Below are 13,508 nucleotides of genomic sequence, written 5' to 3' on the forward strand. Positions count from 1 at the left end.
CACCGGCACGACCCGGCAGCTAATGACGCTCCACAGCCCGGCTGGGGTCATTAGTTGCCGGTTCGCGCCCTAGGTGCGGTAGATGTTCATCGAGAAGGCCTCCACGAGATCTTTTTCCCCGGCTGCCACCCGGCTGCCCTGGCGGAGCTCGTGCTGGGCTGAAGTGGTGAGCCTAAGCTCGAACGTCGTGTGCAAGGGTGTTCCGTCGTCCTTGGTGAGCCGCGGCAAGGTGACCTTTACGTCCGAGCCGGTGCCGTTCACCACCAGCAGCCCTGTGAGCGTGCCGTCATCCGATCCCAGCAGGTGTTGCATGACCCGGCGCCGGGGGTCGTTCCAGCGCTCCATCGACATGGGTTGGCCCGACTCATCGAACCAGTGAAGATACGAGTGCCCGTCCTTTGCAGGAAAGTCGTCAGGCTGGCTGGCGAGGAACTCCTTGCGCAGCCGGATGTAGCGTTTGGTGCTGCGCAGCATCTCGTGCGACTCAGGCGTCATCGTCCAGTCCAGCCACGCGAGCGGGTTGTCCTGGCAGTAGGCGTTGTTGTTGCCCTGCTGGGTGCGTGCCAGTTCATCCCCTGCCGTGATCATGGGCACGCCCAGGGAAATCATCAGGGTGGCCATCAGGTTGCGCCGGGACTGGGCCCGCCGCGCCAGGATGTCCTCGTCCTCGGTCCGGCCTTCAAATCCGTGGTTGTAGCTGCGGTTGTCCCCGTGGCCGTCCCGGTTCTGTTCCCCGTTGGCCTCATTGTGCTTGCGGTCATAGGACACCAGGTCATTCAGGGTAAACCCGTCGTGGGCGGTGACGAGGTTGACTGAAGCGAGCCGAGAGCGGCCGGAGCCTTCGAACAGCCCTGCCGATCCGGAAAGCGCGTCGGCCAGTTTCGCCACCGATCCACCATCGCCTCCGGCATCGATAGCCCCTCGGTCCGCGACCCAGAATGAACGGACGGCGTCCCGGAAATGATCGTTCCAGTCAACCCAGTCAGCGGGGAACCGTCCCGTCTGCCAGCCGCCGTAGCCCACGTCCCAGGGTTCGGCAATGAGCTTCACGTCGGACAGCACAGGGTCAGCGGCAATGGCGATGAGGAACGGATGCCGCGGATCGAATTCGTTTGCCGCATTCCGGCAGAGCGTCACGGCGAGGTCGAACCGGAACCCGTCGATGTGGAATTCATCCACCCAGTACCGGAGCGAGTCCAGGACCAGCTGGACGACGCGGGGTTCCCCGAAGTTCAGGCTGTTGCCGCATCCCGTGGTGTCCAGATATCTGCCGTTGCCGTCCGTGCGGTAGTACGTGTCCTCGCCAAGTCCGCGGAAGCTCAGTGCCGGGCCGTCCGGGCCGCCCTCCGCGGTGTGGTTGTAGACGACATCCAGAATGACCTCCAGCCCGGCTTCATGGAGGAGCTTAACCATCATCTTGAACTCATCCTGGATGGCTTGCGGGCCGGCCTCCTGGGCGGCGCGGGTGGCATAACCGGGATGGAGGGCAAAAAAAGCGGCGGTGTTGTAGCCCCAGTAGTTAGTCAGCCCGAGATTCTGCAGGTGCGGCTCGTCCAGGTGGAAATGGACCGGGAGCAGTTGGACGGACGTGACACCCAGGTTCTTTAGGTGCTCAACGACCGCCGGATGAGCCATCCCCGCATAGGTGCCCCGCAATTCATCAGGTACATCCGGATGCTGCATGCTCTGGCCGCGCACATGGGCCTCGTAGATGATGGTGTTGCGCCACGGCAGCCGAAGCCGCTGGTCGGACCCCCAGTCGAAATCATCGGCCGTGCGGACGCTCGTCAGGAATCCCTCCCGCTGGTCCACGGCGCGGCCGTACGGATCGAGCAGCAGCGGCTGGCCGCCGTCGTCGTCAAGGTCCAGTGTGGGCACGGACAGCGGCAACGACTCCGCCTTGGATATGGCCCGGAAGCCATATCGGGACCCGTAGGGAAATCCATCCACAAGTCCGTGATGCACGCCCTGGGTCACATTCGGGAGCGCCTGGCAGTGCCATTCGCCGCCGGGAGCCTTGTAGGCGATCTCGAGATTACTCACGCCCGGGGCGTAAACGGCCACGTTGGCCCGCGATCGAGAAGCCTTGGGTCCACCCGAGTGCGGGCGCGGAACGCTGACACCGAGTGGAAGAGCCGTGGAGGCATCCATGGTGGAAGCAGTGTCAAAGAGCGGCATAACCATCACCTAAATCTTAGCTGCCCGGAACAAATGACCGGTTTTCCTAACCGTGACGTCGCCACGGCCGCCTGCCCCGGCGTTGCATACTGGAGGTACGCATCTACATGGAGGAGGCAACTGTGCGGGTTGCGCTTGCCCAGATCATCACCGGCCGGGACCTGGCCGCAAACCTGTCCCTGCTGGATGCGTACGCGCACAAGGCCAAGGCCGGCGGTGCGGATTTGGTGGTCTTCCCGGAAGCCACCATGAGGGCGTTTGGAAACCCGCTGACGGACATCGCCGAACCCTTGGACGGGCCGTGGGCCCGGCGGGTGCGCAGCGTTGCAGAAACCCTGGACCTGGTCATCGTGGCCGGCATGTTCACCCCGGGCTCGCTGTCTGGCGACGGCCGCCGGAAGGTGCGCAACACCCTCCTCGTCACCGGCCCCGGCGTGGAAACCAGCTATGACAAGGTCCACCTTTTTGACGCCTTCGGGTTCCTCGAGTCGGACACAGTTGATCCGGGAACCGAACCGGTAACGTTCGACGCCGGCGGCCTCACCTTTGGTCTTTCCACCTGCTACGATATCCGCTTCCCTGCCCTGTTCACCGCCAACGCGGAGCGTGGCGCCGTGGCTAACATCATCTGCGCATCCTGGGGATCCGGTCCGGGCAAGGTGGAGCAGTGGCAGCTTCTTTCGCGCGCCCGCGCACTGGATTCCACCTCCTACGTCCTGGCCTGCGGTCAGGGTGACCCCGTCAGCCAGGGCATCCGTGCCGGCGGCGCGGCACCTACCGGGGTAGGCCACTCCGCCGTCATCTCCCCGTTCGGGGAGGTGCTGGACGAGCTGGAAGGGGCCCGCGGGCTCCTGTTCGCGGACCTGGATGCGGCCGTGGTGGAGGAAGCCCGCCGAAACCTCCCGGTCCTTGCCAACCGCCGCGACTTCTGAGCACGCTCCCTCACCTTTCGCACACCAAAAGCAACGATCCCTCACTTGATGTGAGGGATCGTTGCTGTTTTGGCTGCAGGATGTGAGGGAGCGTTCCTGTTTTTGTTGCAGGATGTGAGGGATCGTTACTGTTTTGGCTGCATGATGTGAGAGAGCGTCCAGGGACTACTTGGCGGCGCGTTGCCTGGAGACCTCGTAGAGGGAGATGCCTACGGCCATGGAGGCGTTCAGCGATTCCATCGCGGAGTCGATCGGGATCGAAACGATCTGGTCGCAGTTTTCGCGGACCAGCCGGCTCAGGCCCTTGCCCTCGGAACCAACCACGATGCACACCGGTTCGGTGGCGAGGGTGAGGTCGGGCAGGGAAACGTCGCCGTCGCCGTCGAGCCCCAGGACGAAGATCCCCATGTTCTTGAACTGCTTCAGGGCACTGTTCAAGTTAGCGGCGCGCGCCACCGGAACACGTACGGCCGCACCTGCACTGGTTTTCCAGGCTGACGCCGTGACTCCGACCGAGCGGCGTTCAGGCACAATGACACCGTGGCCGCTGAAGGCGGAGACGGAGCGGATGATGGCGCCGAGGTTACGCGGATCGGTGATGCCGTCCAAGGCGACAAAGAGCGGCGCGTTTGCGACGTGGCCCTTCTTCCAGCGGTCCACGGTTTCCTCGGCCAGGTCGTAAGCGTCCTGGTACTCGTACGGCGGGATCTGCAGGACCAGGCCCTGGTGGACGGCGTCATCGGTCATCCGGTCCAGCTCAGGCTTGCCGGTTTCCAGCAGCGGGATGCCGCGCTCGGCAGCAATCTTGAGGGACTCCTTGACGCGGTCATCCATTTCGATCCGGATGGCGATGTGCAGGGCTTTCGCGGGAATGCCCGCCCGGAGCGCCTCGACGACGGAGTTCCGGCCGGTGACGACTTCCTCGGTGGCGCGCCCTTTGGGGCCGGAGCGGGCGGCGCCGGCGCTACGCGCACCCGTGCCGCGCTTGGCGGCGGACCGTTCGGCCAGCTGCTTGCTCTTGTGGGCCTTGTGGTAGGGGCGGTCCTCCGCCTTGGGCGTGGGGCCCTTGCCTTCCAGGGCCTTGCGTCCATGTCCACCGGTTCCGATGGTTGGCCCCTTCTTCGCTTTGACCGATCGGCGACCGTTGTTGGCCATGAGTTCCACCCTTGATTGTTTGACTGAGTCTGCCTACCAGTCTACTGAATCAAGTAAAATCGCCGGTTCAGTCCCTCTGCAGGCTCCAGGTGGCGCCGTCGGGTCCGTCCTCAACGACGACTCCCGCCATCTTGAGCGTGTCCCGAATGGCATCCGAGGCAGCCCAGTCCTTGCTGGCGCGGGCTTCCGCCCGGGCCGCCAGCTGGGCTTCCACGAGGACACCCAGCGCTGCCGCTTCCCGGCTGTTCCCGGCGTCGGTGCTTGCGGCCGCGTTCAGGCCCAGGGCCTCGGTCATGATCATGACTGCGTTCTTTGCATGCCGCGCGGCGTCGTCGTCCCCCTCGGCCAGCGCGGTGTTACCGGCGCGCACGACCTCATGCAGGGCGGCCAGCGCGCGCGGGACATTCAGGTCATCGTCCATGGCTGCCGAGAAGGCCTGCACTGATTCAGTTGACGGCCCGAAATTACCCGCCACAAAACCGAAGTCGGCACCGAGACGGGCGGCGGCCTTGGCCTGGAACCCGTCAATGCGCTCGACGGCGGCGGCGGCCTCTTCCAGCGACGTGGGCCGGTAGTCCAGCACGGAACGGTAGTGGGCCTGGCCCAGGTAGTAGCGGACGACCCGGGGGGATGCGAGTTCCAGCATCTCCGCGGGGCTGACGGTGTTGCCGATGGATTTCGACATTTTTTCGCCCTGGTACGTCACCATGCCGTTGTGCATCCAGAAGTTGGCGAAGCCGTGACCCGCCGCCTGGGACTGGGCCATCTCGTTCTCGTGATGAGGGAAGCGCAGGTCCAGTCCGCCGCCGTGGATGTCGAACTCAGTGCCGAGGTACTTGGTGACCATTGCGGAGCATTCCAGGTGCCAACCCGGCCGGCCGGCGCCCCACGGCGAAGCCCAGCTCGCCGTCGTCGGCTCTCCCTCTTTGGAGCCCTTCCACAGCGCGAAGTCGCGGGCGTCCTTTTTGCCGCGCGGATCAGCGTCCTGGGCGCCCTGCATGTCGTCGATGTTCTGGCGCGTCAGGGAGCCGTACTTATCCCAGGACCGGACGTCGAAGTACACGTCGCCGGAGCCGTCCAGGGCAGGGTAGGCGTGGCCGCGCTCGATCAGCTGCTGGATCAGGGCGTGCATCTCCGGGATGTGGCCGGTAGCCCGGGGCTCATAGGTGGGCCGGGACACGCCAAGGGTGTCGTAGGCCTGGAGGAATTCCTGTTCATAGCGGTAGGCCAGTGCCCACCACTCCTCCTCACGGACTTCTCCCGGCTCAGGCACAAAATCCGGAGCAAAGGACGCTTCGGACTTCGCCAGGATCTTGTCGTCAATGTCCGTGACATTGCGAACCACAGTGACGCGGTAGCCGCGGTACTTCAGCCAGCGGGTGAGCTGGTCAAAGGCTATGGCGGACCTGATGTGGCCCACGTGCGGCATGCCCTGCACCGTAGCCCCGCAGTAGTAGACGCTAGCCTTACCCGCTACGAGGGGGACGAAGTCACGGACTTCGGCGGATGCTGTGTCGTAAAAGCGGAGAGTCACCGCTCCAGATTAGCCGATGCCCGTGGGTTGACTGGGATAAACCAAAGCCGTGGCCACGGCGGAAATGCCCTCGCCGCGCCCTGCGAACCCCAGTCCGTCACTGGTGGTGGCCGTAACGCTCACCGGCGCGCCGGCCGCTGCGCTCAGGGCGTCCTGGGACTCCTGCCTGCGCGGACCGAACTTCGGCCTGTTGGCCACGAACTGCACGGCGACGTTGCCGATCTCGAAGCCGGCCGCGCGGACAATCCTCGCCGCTTCAGCCAGGAGGGTGACGCCTGAGGCGCCAGCGAACTCGGGGCGGTCGGTCCCGAAGTGGGTGCCCAGGTCGCCTATCCCGGCGGCCGAGAACAGGGCGTCGGCCGCGGCGTGGGCCACCGGATCCGCATCTGAATGCCCGGCCAGGCCCCGCTCACCGTCCCAGTGGAGCCCGCCAAGCCAGAGGGGGCGTGGCTCCTCATCCGCGGCGTAGGCATGTACGTCGATTCCGATTCCGGTGCGCGGGAGGATCATCTTGCCAGTACTCATTCCCTAGCCTTCCACCCAGCGCACTCCGAGGGGACCTTCCAGCAGGCCCTCGGCAATGATCAGGTCCAGCGGCGTGGTGATCTTCAACGATTGTGTGGAACCGCGCACTGCATGGACTGGAACCCCCAGCATTTCCACCAGCATGGCATCGTCCGTAACGGCGGCGAACTCTTTCTCGCCCAAAGCCTGTGCTGCCTGGTGCGCCCGCAGCAGTGTGGGGAGGTGGAAGCCCTGCGGAGTCTGCACAGCGCGCAGCTCCTCCCGCGGAGCTGTGCCCGTCACCAGTTCAGGGGCAACCTTGCTGTCCTCCCCCGTAGTTGCGACGACGGTCTTGACAGTGTCCACCACGGGAACCGCCGGGATCACGGCAAGGGCACCGGCGGCCAGGGAATCGACGACGCGTTCGAAGACGTACTCCGGCGCCAGGGCGCGGGCGGCATCATGCACCAGCACAGCCTCGGTGCCATCTTCCAAGGCGGCCAGCGCTGACCGCACGGAATCGGCCCTGGTGGATCCGCCGTCGACAACCGTCAGGAGCGGGCCCGCGTCTGCGAGCTCCAGCCGGAAATCATCCACCAGCTGCCGCAGCCCGTCATGACCCGCTGGGAGGGCTATGCAGATCTGGCTTCCGACGCCGGCTGCCACGACGCCGCGGAGGGCGTGCAGAAGGAGCGGTTCGCCACCGAGCGGGACGGCTGCCTTCGGCATGCCGTAACCCAGCCGCTCGCCGGAACCTGCAGCCACCAAAACGACGGCGGTGATAGGGCGGGGCAGTCCGTTACTCATGCGGTCCAGCCTACGTCCCCGGCCACCGCGGCACTTCACTCATCCAGCCTCGTGCCGCTGAAATTGGGCAAAAAGAAACCCCGGCGGCGCTTGCGCGCCTCCGGGGTCAATTCTTAGGAAGCCAGGACCTCGTCGAGAACGCTTGCTGCCTTCTCTTCGTCGGTCTTTTCAGCCAGCGCCAGTTCTGAAATCAGAATCTGCCTGGCCTTGGCCAGCATGCGCTTCTCACCTGCGGAAAGGCCCCGATCGTGATCACGGCGCCAAAGGTCGCGGACAACCTCTGCCACCTTGATGACGTCACCGGAAGCAAGTTTCTCCAGATTTGCCTTGTACCTGCGTGACCAGTTGGTGGGCTCTTCAGTGAACTCAGCCCGAAGCACATCAAATACGTGCTCCAAGCCTTCCTTGCCCACTACGTCACGGACCCCAACAAGATCAACGTTTTCTGCTGGAACTTCAATGGTCAGATCACCCTGGGCCACCTTGAGCTTGAGATACATTTTCTCTTCGCCCTTGACGGTGCGCATCTTGATTTCTTCAATTTTTGCAGCACCGTGGTGAGGGTAAACTACTGTCTCGCCGACCTCAAATACCATGTGGACATTCCCCTTTCCCGCAGACCAGTTTATCACGATTCAGGCATACGACTGGCCTCGAAAGGCGCCTGGAAGCGCATGAATACGCGGAAAACGGGCAGAATCAACCCCCTCGGACCCCTTGACGGACGTAGATAATAGTGCATGCGGAGGGTCCTGCCAAGGGTATTATGACCGCCCTGAATCCTCGTTTGGAGGGGTTTACGGCTAGGCTATGGGCTGAATAATGTTTCAAGACTCTCGAGGAGTACGTGACGTGCGTTTCATTGCGATGAACCGGGCCCGGCGCAACAAAGTGGCGCTGGCTGCAGCAGCCCTGGGTCTGGGCCTGCTGACCATGACGGGCTGCGGCTACATCACCCCCCAGCAGACCACTCAGCAGTACAGCGCCTCGGACGGTATCCGTGCGGATCTTGGACCCCTGGAGCTCCGGAACATCCTGATTGTCTCCGCAGGCGAAAACAAGCCCGGCCGTCTCCTGGGCGCCGTCTACAACTCCTCCTCCAAGGACGTCAAGCTCAGGGTCAACGGCGCTAAGGGTTCGCAGACAGAGGTGCCGGTGAAAGCCAACTCCTACACGCTGCTCAACGACTCCACGGACGAAGCCATCCTCAGCACGAGCGGCGGAGCCCCCGGCTCCCTGGTGGACATCAAGGTCACTGAAGACGGCACCAACGTGGACAAGACCATCAAGGTTCCCGTCCTGGATGCCACGCTGAAGGAATACCAGGAGTACCTCCCCGGCAGTGCCACGGCCACCGGTACCGCGTCATCGACGCCGTCGCCGTCTTCTTCTGCCGGCCATGTCGCCTCGCCCTCGCCCTCGGCTTCTACATCAGGCGCCGGCCACTAAGGTCCCGCTCGCCAACGCAAGGAGGGGCTCCCGTAGCGAAACTACGGGAGCCCCTCCTTTGGTGCCTGAGACTAGACAGGCCTGCGTCCGGAGCTAAAGCCCCGACGGCCTACGGCTCGAACTTGTAGCCGAGGCCGCGTACGGTCACCAGGTACCGGGGCGCCGACGGGTCAGGTTCGATTTTGCCCCGGAGCCGCTTGACGTGCACGTCCAATGTCTTGGTGTCGCCCACATAATCCGAGCCCCAGACCCGGTCGATCAGCTGGCCCCGCGTCAGCACCCGCCCGGAATTGCGAAGCAGCATCTCCAGCAGTTCGAATTCCTTCAGCGGCAGCAGCACCTGCTCTCCAGCGACACTGACGACGTGCCGCTCGATGTCCATCCGGACCGGTCCGGCCTGGACTGTGGAGGAGACCAGTTCTTCCGGCTCGCCCTGCCGGCGGAGCACAGCCCGCACCCGCGCCACGAGCTCCCGTGACGAATACGGTTTGGTGACGTAGTCGTCTGCCCCCAGCTCCAAGCCGACCACTTTGTCGATCTCGGAGTCCTTGGCGGTCAGCATGATCACCGGAACGCTGGACCGCTGCCTCAGCTGACGGCAGACTTCCGTACCTGAGAGGCCAGGGAGCTGCAGATCGAGCAGGACCAGGTCGGCCCCAGTGCGGTCGAATTCGGTAATGGCGTCCACGCCGTTGTCCACGACCTCCACCTCGAACCCCTCTTTGCCCAGCAAATACGACAACGGGTCACTGAACGACTCTTCGTCCTCGACAATCAAAATCCTGCTCAAGCGCTGGCTCCTTGTTCATTGACGCGGGGTTCTTCGACGCCGGGTTCTCTGGCGTCTTTTTCGTAAGGGGCCTGTTCACTTGGGCCTTGTTCTCTTGGGCCCTGTTCATGGGGGCCTTGTTCACTGGGCACCTGTTCATTGGGGCCTCGTTCTGCTGGGACTGAGGCCGCTGGTTCTTCCAGGGTTTCCATCTCCGGGAGCCGGAGCGTGAAGGTGGAACCCTGGCCGGGCCGGGACCACAGGGTCACCTCGCCGCCGTGGTTGGAGGCGACGTGCTTGACGATGCTCAGGCCCAGCCCGGTTCCGCCGGTATGGCGCGACCGTGCAGCATCCACCCGGTAGAACCGCTCAAATACCCGTTCCTGGTCCTCGGCGCTGAGTCCTTCTCCCTGGTCGGTGACGGACAAGGCGATGAGGCCCTCCTTGGCGCGGACGCCAATGCCCACACGCGTGTTCTCCGGGGAGTAGCGGATGGCGTTGTCGATCAGGTTCCGCAGCGCTGTCACCAGCAGGTCCCGGTCCCCGAACACCATCGCCTCCACCCGTTCGCCCACGACAATCCGGATGTTCTTGCTCTCGGCGGGAAGCTGCGACCTGTCCACGGCTTCAGTAATCACGGTGTTGATGTCCACCGGCGTTCCCTGCCGTGACACGCTGGCACCCTGGAGGCGGGATAGTTCGATGATGTCCTGGACCAGGGCAGCCAGCCGGCCGGATTCCTTGTGCATGCGCTTGGCAAACCGGCGCACGGCCTCCTCGTCGTCGGCGGATGATTCCAAGGCCTCGGCCAGCAGGGAAATGGCACCTACCGGGGTCTTCAGTTCGTGGGATACGTTGGCCACGAAGTCGTTGCGGATCTCCTCCGTGCGCGTAATCTCGGTCCGGTCGTCAGCCAGCAGAAGGATATATTCCTCCCCTAGCATGGCTGCGCGGACCTGCACAATGATGGTTCCGTGGCCCAGCGGGCCGCGTGGAAGCTCCAGTTGTTTTTCCAGGATCACTCCGTCACGGCGGACACCGGCTGTCATGTCGAGCAGTTGCTCGTGGACGACTGTGTGCCCTCGCACCAGCCCGTAGGCATAGGCCGCGGGACTGGCACGGACCACGCCGTCCACGGCGTCCACCACCACAAAGGCCCGACCGACGACGGCAAGAACCTCAGCTGCGCCGGCTGGCAAGGCGAGTTCATCGGCGTCGATATCCACCAGCTGCCGCTGCCTTTCGCTGACCCTGAACGCAAGCACGCCGAAGGTGCCGAACGACAGGCCGATGAGGCCGGCGATGACACCGATGAGCATAGGATCCACAGCTCCAGCTTATGCTCTAAGAAATGCCTGTCCGCCGGTTGCGGCCTCCTGTACCAACGGTTCAGCTAACGTTCATCTACAGGTGCCTAACCGTTCACCGGGTGCTGGCACAGTTATACGTTGGAGTGCCGAACGGCGACATGAATTCCTGCCGCAGTTTTCCTGGCCGGGGTTTCAAAGAAAGGACGCCTACGTGCGTAAGGTTTTTCAGGAAGAGCTGACCCTGGTGGGCGACCAGCTGGTGGAGATCTCGAAGTTGGTCAGCGAGGCGATCGGGAAGGCCACGACATCTTTCGAGGTGGCCGATGTGGATCTTGCCCAGGATGTCATCGCCGCCGACGCCCGCATCGATTTCCTCCAGAACAGCCTGGATGAGCGCGCCATTGACATCCTCGCCCTGCAGGGGCCGGTGGCCAGCGACCTGCGCATGATTGTCGGCTCGCTGCGGATGAGCGCCTCCCTCGAGCGCATGGGCGATCTGGCGCGGCACATCGCCCAACTGGCGCGCCTCCGCTTCCCGTCCAACGTGATACCGGCGTCCATGACAGAGACCTTTAAGAGCTTCGCGGAACTGGACCAGCTGATCGCCGACAAGCTGACCGTGCTGCTGGAAACCCGGGACCTTGAAGTCGCCCGCGACATCCTGAAGGCGAACAGTGCCATCAACGATCTGCACTTGAGCGTGTTCCGCGCGATCGCCGGCAGCGACTGGCAGGAGTCCCCTTCCACCACTGTGGACGTGGCACTGGCCAGCCGCTACTTCGAGCGCTTCGCCGACCACGGCGTCTCCGTGGCGCAAAAGGTCACGTACCTGGTGACCGGCGCGTGGCAGCCCAACGGGCTCGACCACGCCTGACGTCCTTTGCTTCCGGGAGAGTTCAGCTAACGACGACGGCCGGTCACCTTGGGGCGGATTCCATGGGTCGTTGCAACACCGCTGGTGGCTAAGTAGTCAAGAGTAGAACACGCAGGCGCTCGGCTGGGGTTTTCCAGCCGAGCGTTTTGCGTGGGCGGCCGTTGAGTTCCTGGGCGACGTGTTCGAGATCTTCCGGGCCGTAGACGGACAGGTCCGTGCCTTTGGGGAAGTACTGGCGCAATAAGCCGTTGGTGTTCTCATTGGAGCCGCGTTGCCAGGGGCTTGCGGGGTCGCAGAAGTAGACGGGCATGTCGGTGGCCATGGTGAAGGATCGGTGTCCGGCCATTTCGGCGCCTTGGTCCCAGGTCAGTGAGCCGCGCAGGTGCGCTGGAAGGGTACTGATGGTTCGGACGAGGCCGTCGCGGACGGTTTCAGCGGTGTGGTCTGCGGGCAGGTGCACGAGCATCACGTACCGGGTGGTGCGTTCGACCAGGGTTGCGATGGCGGACTGGTTTAGTGTCCCGGTGATCAGGTCGCCTTCCTTACGGTGTTGTTGTGGATGATTTCGGAGCTGTCGTAGTGTTTCGATCACCCTCGGGTGGCGGGTATGGCACAGGTCTCCCTGCCGCTTGGACGGCTCACTGGGAATGGCCGCCCGCTGCCCGCCGATGACTCGACCGCTGATTGAGAATTACGACATTGATCGTTGGGTAAGGACGTGCCGGCGTAGTTATCGACAGGGTTATGAAAAATTGAAGCTGATTGAAGGGGGATAAAGCATGCCGGCGGTTTGGGTGGGAATCGACTCGGGCAAGCGGGCTCATCATTGCGTAGTGATCGATCAGGCCGGGAAGGTCCTGCTCTCGACACGGGTTGAAAACGACGAGGGCGTGCTCCTCGGCCTCATAGCCAAGGTTGCGGAGGTCGCGGCCGGTGGAGAGGTCTGTTGGGCGACGGATTTGAACGCTGGAGGCGCCGCGCTGCTGATCGAGCTACTGGCCGCGCATGCACAGCAGTTGCTTTATATCCCCGGACGGATCGTGCACCACGCCGCAGCAACTTACCGCGGTGATGGCAAGACGGATGCGAAAGACGCCAGGATCATCGCCGATCAGGCGCGGATGCGCACCGATCTGCAGCCCGTCCGTCGTGCGGACCAGATCAGTGTGGACCTGCGGCTCCTTACGGCGCGGCGCACGGATCTGATCTGTGACCGAGTCCGAGCAATCAACCGGCTCCGCGCCACCTTGCTGGAATACTTTCCGGCGCTCGAGGGGGCGTTCGACTACTCGAAGAAGGCGCCTCTGATCCTCCTAGGCGGCTATCAGACCCCGGAGGCCATCCGGCGGATAGGTCTGAGCCGGCTGGCCGGCTGGCTCAAAAAACGTGGCTGCCGGAACAGTGCCAAGATGGCCGAGAAGGCACTGATAGCCGCGAACTCCCAGCACACGGTCCTGCCAACACAATCGACCGGCTCTGCCCTGGCTGTCCGGCTGGCCGAGCAGATCAGCGCCATTGACGCAGAGATCGACGACGTCGATACCCAGATCACCAACCTGTTCCACCAACACGACAGCGCCGACGTTCTACTAAGCATGCCCGGGTTCGGGCCGGTTCTCGCGGCGACTTTCCTCGCGAATATCGGCGGTAACCTCAAGGGGTTCGACAACGTCGACCGCCTCGCCAGCGTCGCAGGCCTGGCCCCGGTCCCACGCGATTCCGGACGCATCAGCGGAAATCTGCATCGGCCACGCCGCTTCAACCGCAGACTTCTCCGGACCTGCTACCTTGCCGCGCTCTCCAGCCTGAAAAACAGTCCCGCATCCAGAACCTACTACGACCGGAAACGCAGCGAGGGAAAGTCTCACAAACAGGCCCTCATTGCCCTCGCCAGACGCCGCATGAACGTCCTCTGGGCCATGCTCCGCGACCACACCATCTACCAGGAACCGATGGCCAGAATCAGCGCTCAAGCAGCTTGACAGAAACATTGAGA

General features: G+C 63.7%; 12 protein-coding genes and 1 pseudogene. 4 read left to right on the forward strand and 9 right to left on the reverse strand.

The genetic code is table 11. The features are described from left to right. Positions 1-69: 69 nt before the first annotated feature. The gene (glgX, locus tag QFZ40_RS16420; RefSeq protein ID WP_306905690.1) at positions 70-2,184 is read right to left on the reverse strand and encodes a glycogen debranching protein GlgX; all 2,115 of its coding nucleotides are present in this window, start codon (positions 2,182-2,184) and stop codon (positions 70-72) included. Between the two features lie 116 nt (positions 2,185-2,300). Between glgX and QFZ40_RS16425 the strand changes: the two genes are divergently transcribed. Then, positions 2,301-3,110, forward strand: a complete 810-nt coding sequence (locus QFZ40_RS16425) for a carbon-nitrogen hydrolase family protein (RefSeq protein WP_306906961.1) — start codon at positions 2,301-2,303, stop codon at positions 3,108-3,110. Between the two features lie 165 nt (positions 3,111-3,275). Here QFZ40_RS16425 and rlmB read toward each other — a convergent pair whose 3' ends face one another. The 5 genes from rlmB to QFZ40_RS16450 form a co-directional block, all read right to left on the reverse strand. Further along, complete coding sequence (gene rlmB, locus QFZ40_RS16430; protein WP_306905691.1) at positions 3,276-4,265, reverse strand: 23S rRNA (guanosine(2251)-2'-O)-methyltransferase RlmB; 990 nt, start codon at positions 4,263-4,265, stop codon at positions 3,276-3,278. Positions 4,266-4,332: 67 nt separating this feature from the next. Beyond that, positions 4,333-5,799 carry a cysteine--tRNA ligase gene (cysS, locus tag QFZ40_RS16435; protein ID WP_306905692.1) on the reverse strand — a complete coding sequence of 489 codons (1,467 nt, stop codon included), beginning with the start codon at positions 5,797-5,799 and terminating at the stop codon, positions 4,333-4,335. 9 nt (positions 5,800-5,808) lie between these two features. Beyond that, on the reverse strand, positions 5,809-6,309 hold the full coding sequence (ispF, locus tag QFZ40_RS16440; protein WP_373427481.1) for a 2-C-methyl-D-erythritol 2,4-cyclodiphosphate synthase: 501 nt from the start codon (positions 6,307-6,309) through the stop codon (positions 5,809-5,811). A gap of 18 nt (positions 6,310-6,327) precedes the next feature. Then, a complete protein-coding gene (gene ispD / locus QFZ40_RS16445) occupies positions 6,328-7,110 on the reverse strand; it encodes a 2-C-methyl-D-erythritol 4-phosphate cytidylyltransferase (RefSeq protein WP_306905694.1) in 783 nt (260 codons plus the stop codon). Between the two features lie 113 nt (positions 7,111-7,223). Further along, positions 7,224-7,706, reverse strand: a complete 483-nt coding sequence (locus QFZ40_RS16450; RefSeq protein ID WP_026266570.1) for a CarD family transcriptional regulator — start codon at positions 7,704-7,706, stop codon at positions 7,224-7,226. Between the two features lie 271 nt (positions 7,707-7,977). Between QFZ40_RS16450 and QFZ40_RS16455 the strand changes: the two genes are divergently transcribed. Then, positions 7,978-8,559 carry a hypothetical protein gene (locus tag QFZ40_RS16455; RefSeq protein ID WP_373427482.1) on the forward strand — a complete coding sequence of 194 codons (582 nt, stop codon included), beginning with the start codon at positions 7,978-7,980 and terminating at the stop codon, positions 8,557-8,559. A gap of 109 nt (positions 8,560-8,668) precedes the next feature. Here QFZ40_RS16455 and QFZ40_RS16460 read toward each other — a convergent pair whose 3' ends face one another. Both QFZ40_RS16460 and QFZ40_RS16465 read right to left on the reverse strand, forming a co-directional pair. Continuing rightward, the gene (locus tag QFZ40_RS16460) at positions 8,669-9,349 is read right to left on the reverse strand and encodes a response regulator transcription factor (protein WP_306905703.1); all 681 of its coding nucleotides are present in this window, start codon (positions 9,347-9,349) and stop codon (positions 8,669-8,671) included. Further along, positions 9,346-10,647 (reverse strand): sensor histidine kinase, encoded by a 1,302-nt coding sequence (locus tag QFZ40_RS16465; RefSeq protein WP_306906963.1) that lies wholly within the window; start codon positions 10,645-10,647, stop codon positions 9,346-9,348. Before QFZ40_RS16465 ends, QFZ40_RS16460 begins: the two co-directional genes overlap by 4 nt. A gap of 202 nt (positions 10,648-10,849) precedes the next feature. Here QFZ40_RS16465 and phoU point away from each other — a divergent pair, with 202 nt between their 5' ends. Beyond that, positions 10,850-11,512: a phosphate signaling complex protein PhoU gene (gene phoU, locus QFZ40_RS16470; protein WP_306905704.1), complete on the forward strand. Its 663-nt coding sequence runs from the start codon at positions 10,850-10,852 to the stop codon at positions 11,510-11,512. 88 nt (positions 11,513-11,600) lie between these two features. On the opposite strand, the pseudogene QFZ40_RS16475 reads toward phoU, so the two are convergent. Then, positions 11,601-12,053, reverse strand: a pseudogene (locus QFZ40_RS16475) (IS30 family transposase); the annotation flags it as partial. 238 nt (positions 12,054-12,291) lie between these two features. Between QFZ40_RS16475 and QFZ40_RS16480 the strand changes: the two are divergent. Continuing rightward, positions 12,292-13,494: an IS110 family transposase gene (locus QFZ40_RS16480; RefSeq protein WP_306902761.1), complete on the forward strand. Its 1,203-nt coding sequence runs from the start codon at positions 12,292-12,294 to the stop codon at positions 13,492-13,494. Positions 13,495-13,508: the final 14 nt, after the last annotated feature.

The organism is Arthrobacter pascens (assembly GCF_030816475.1).
In the GTDB taxonomy this organism is placed as follows: Bacteria; Actinomycetota; Actinomycetes; order Actinomycetales; family Micrococcaceae; genus Arthrobacter; species Arthrobacter pascens_B.

Excerpts from the sequence above, each read along its gene's own strand:
- glgX (WP_306905690.1), bottom strand. The coding sequence starts at position 2,184 with ATGGTTATGCCGCTCTTTGACACTGCTTCCACCATGGATGCCTCCACG.
- rlmB (WP_306905691.1), bottom strand. The coding sequence starts at position 4,265 with ATGGCCAACAACGGTCGCCGATCGGTCAAAGCGAAGAAGGGGCCAACC.
- ispF (WP_373427481.1), bottom strand. The coding sequence starts at position 6,309 with ATGATCCTCCCGCGCACCGGAATCGGAATCGACGTACATGCCTACGCC.
- ispD (WP_306905694.1), bottom strand. The coding sequence starts at position 7,110 with ATGAGTAACGGACTGCCCCGCCCTATCACCGCCGTCGTTTTGGTGGCT.
- QFZ40_RS16450 (WP_026266570.1), bottom strand. The coding sequence starts at position 7,706 with ATGGTATTTGAGGTCGGCGAGACAGTAGTTTACCCTCACCACGGTGCT.
- QFZ40_RS16455 (WP_373427482.1), top strand. The coding sequence starts at position 7,978 with ATGAACCGGGCCCGGCGCAACAAAGTGGCGCTGGCTGCAGCAGCCCTG.
- QFZ40_RS16465 (WP_306906963.1), bottom strand. The coding sequence starts at position 10,647 with ATGCTCATCGGTGTCATCGCCGGCCTCATCGGCCTGTCGTTCGGCACC.
- QFZ40_RS16480 (WP_306902761.1), top strand. The coding sequence starts at position 12,292 with ATGCCGGCGGTTTGGGTGGGAATCGACTCGGGCAAGCGGGCTCATCAT.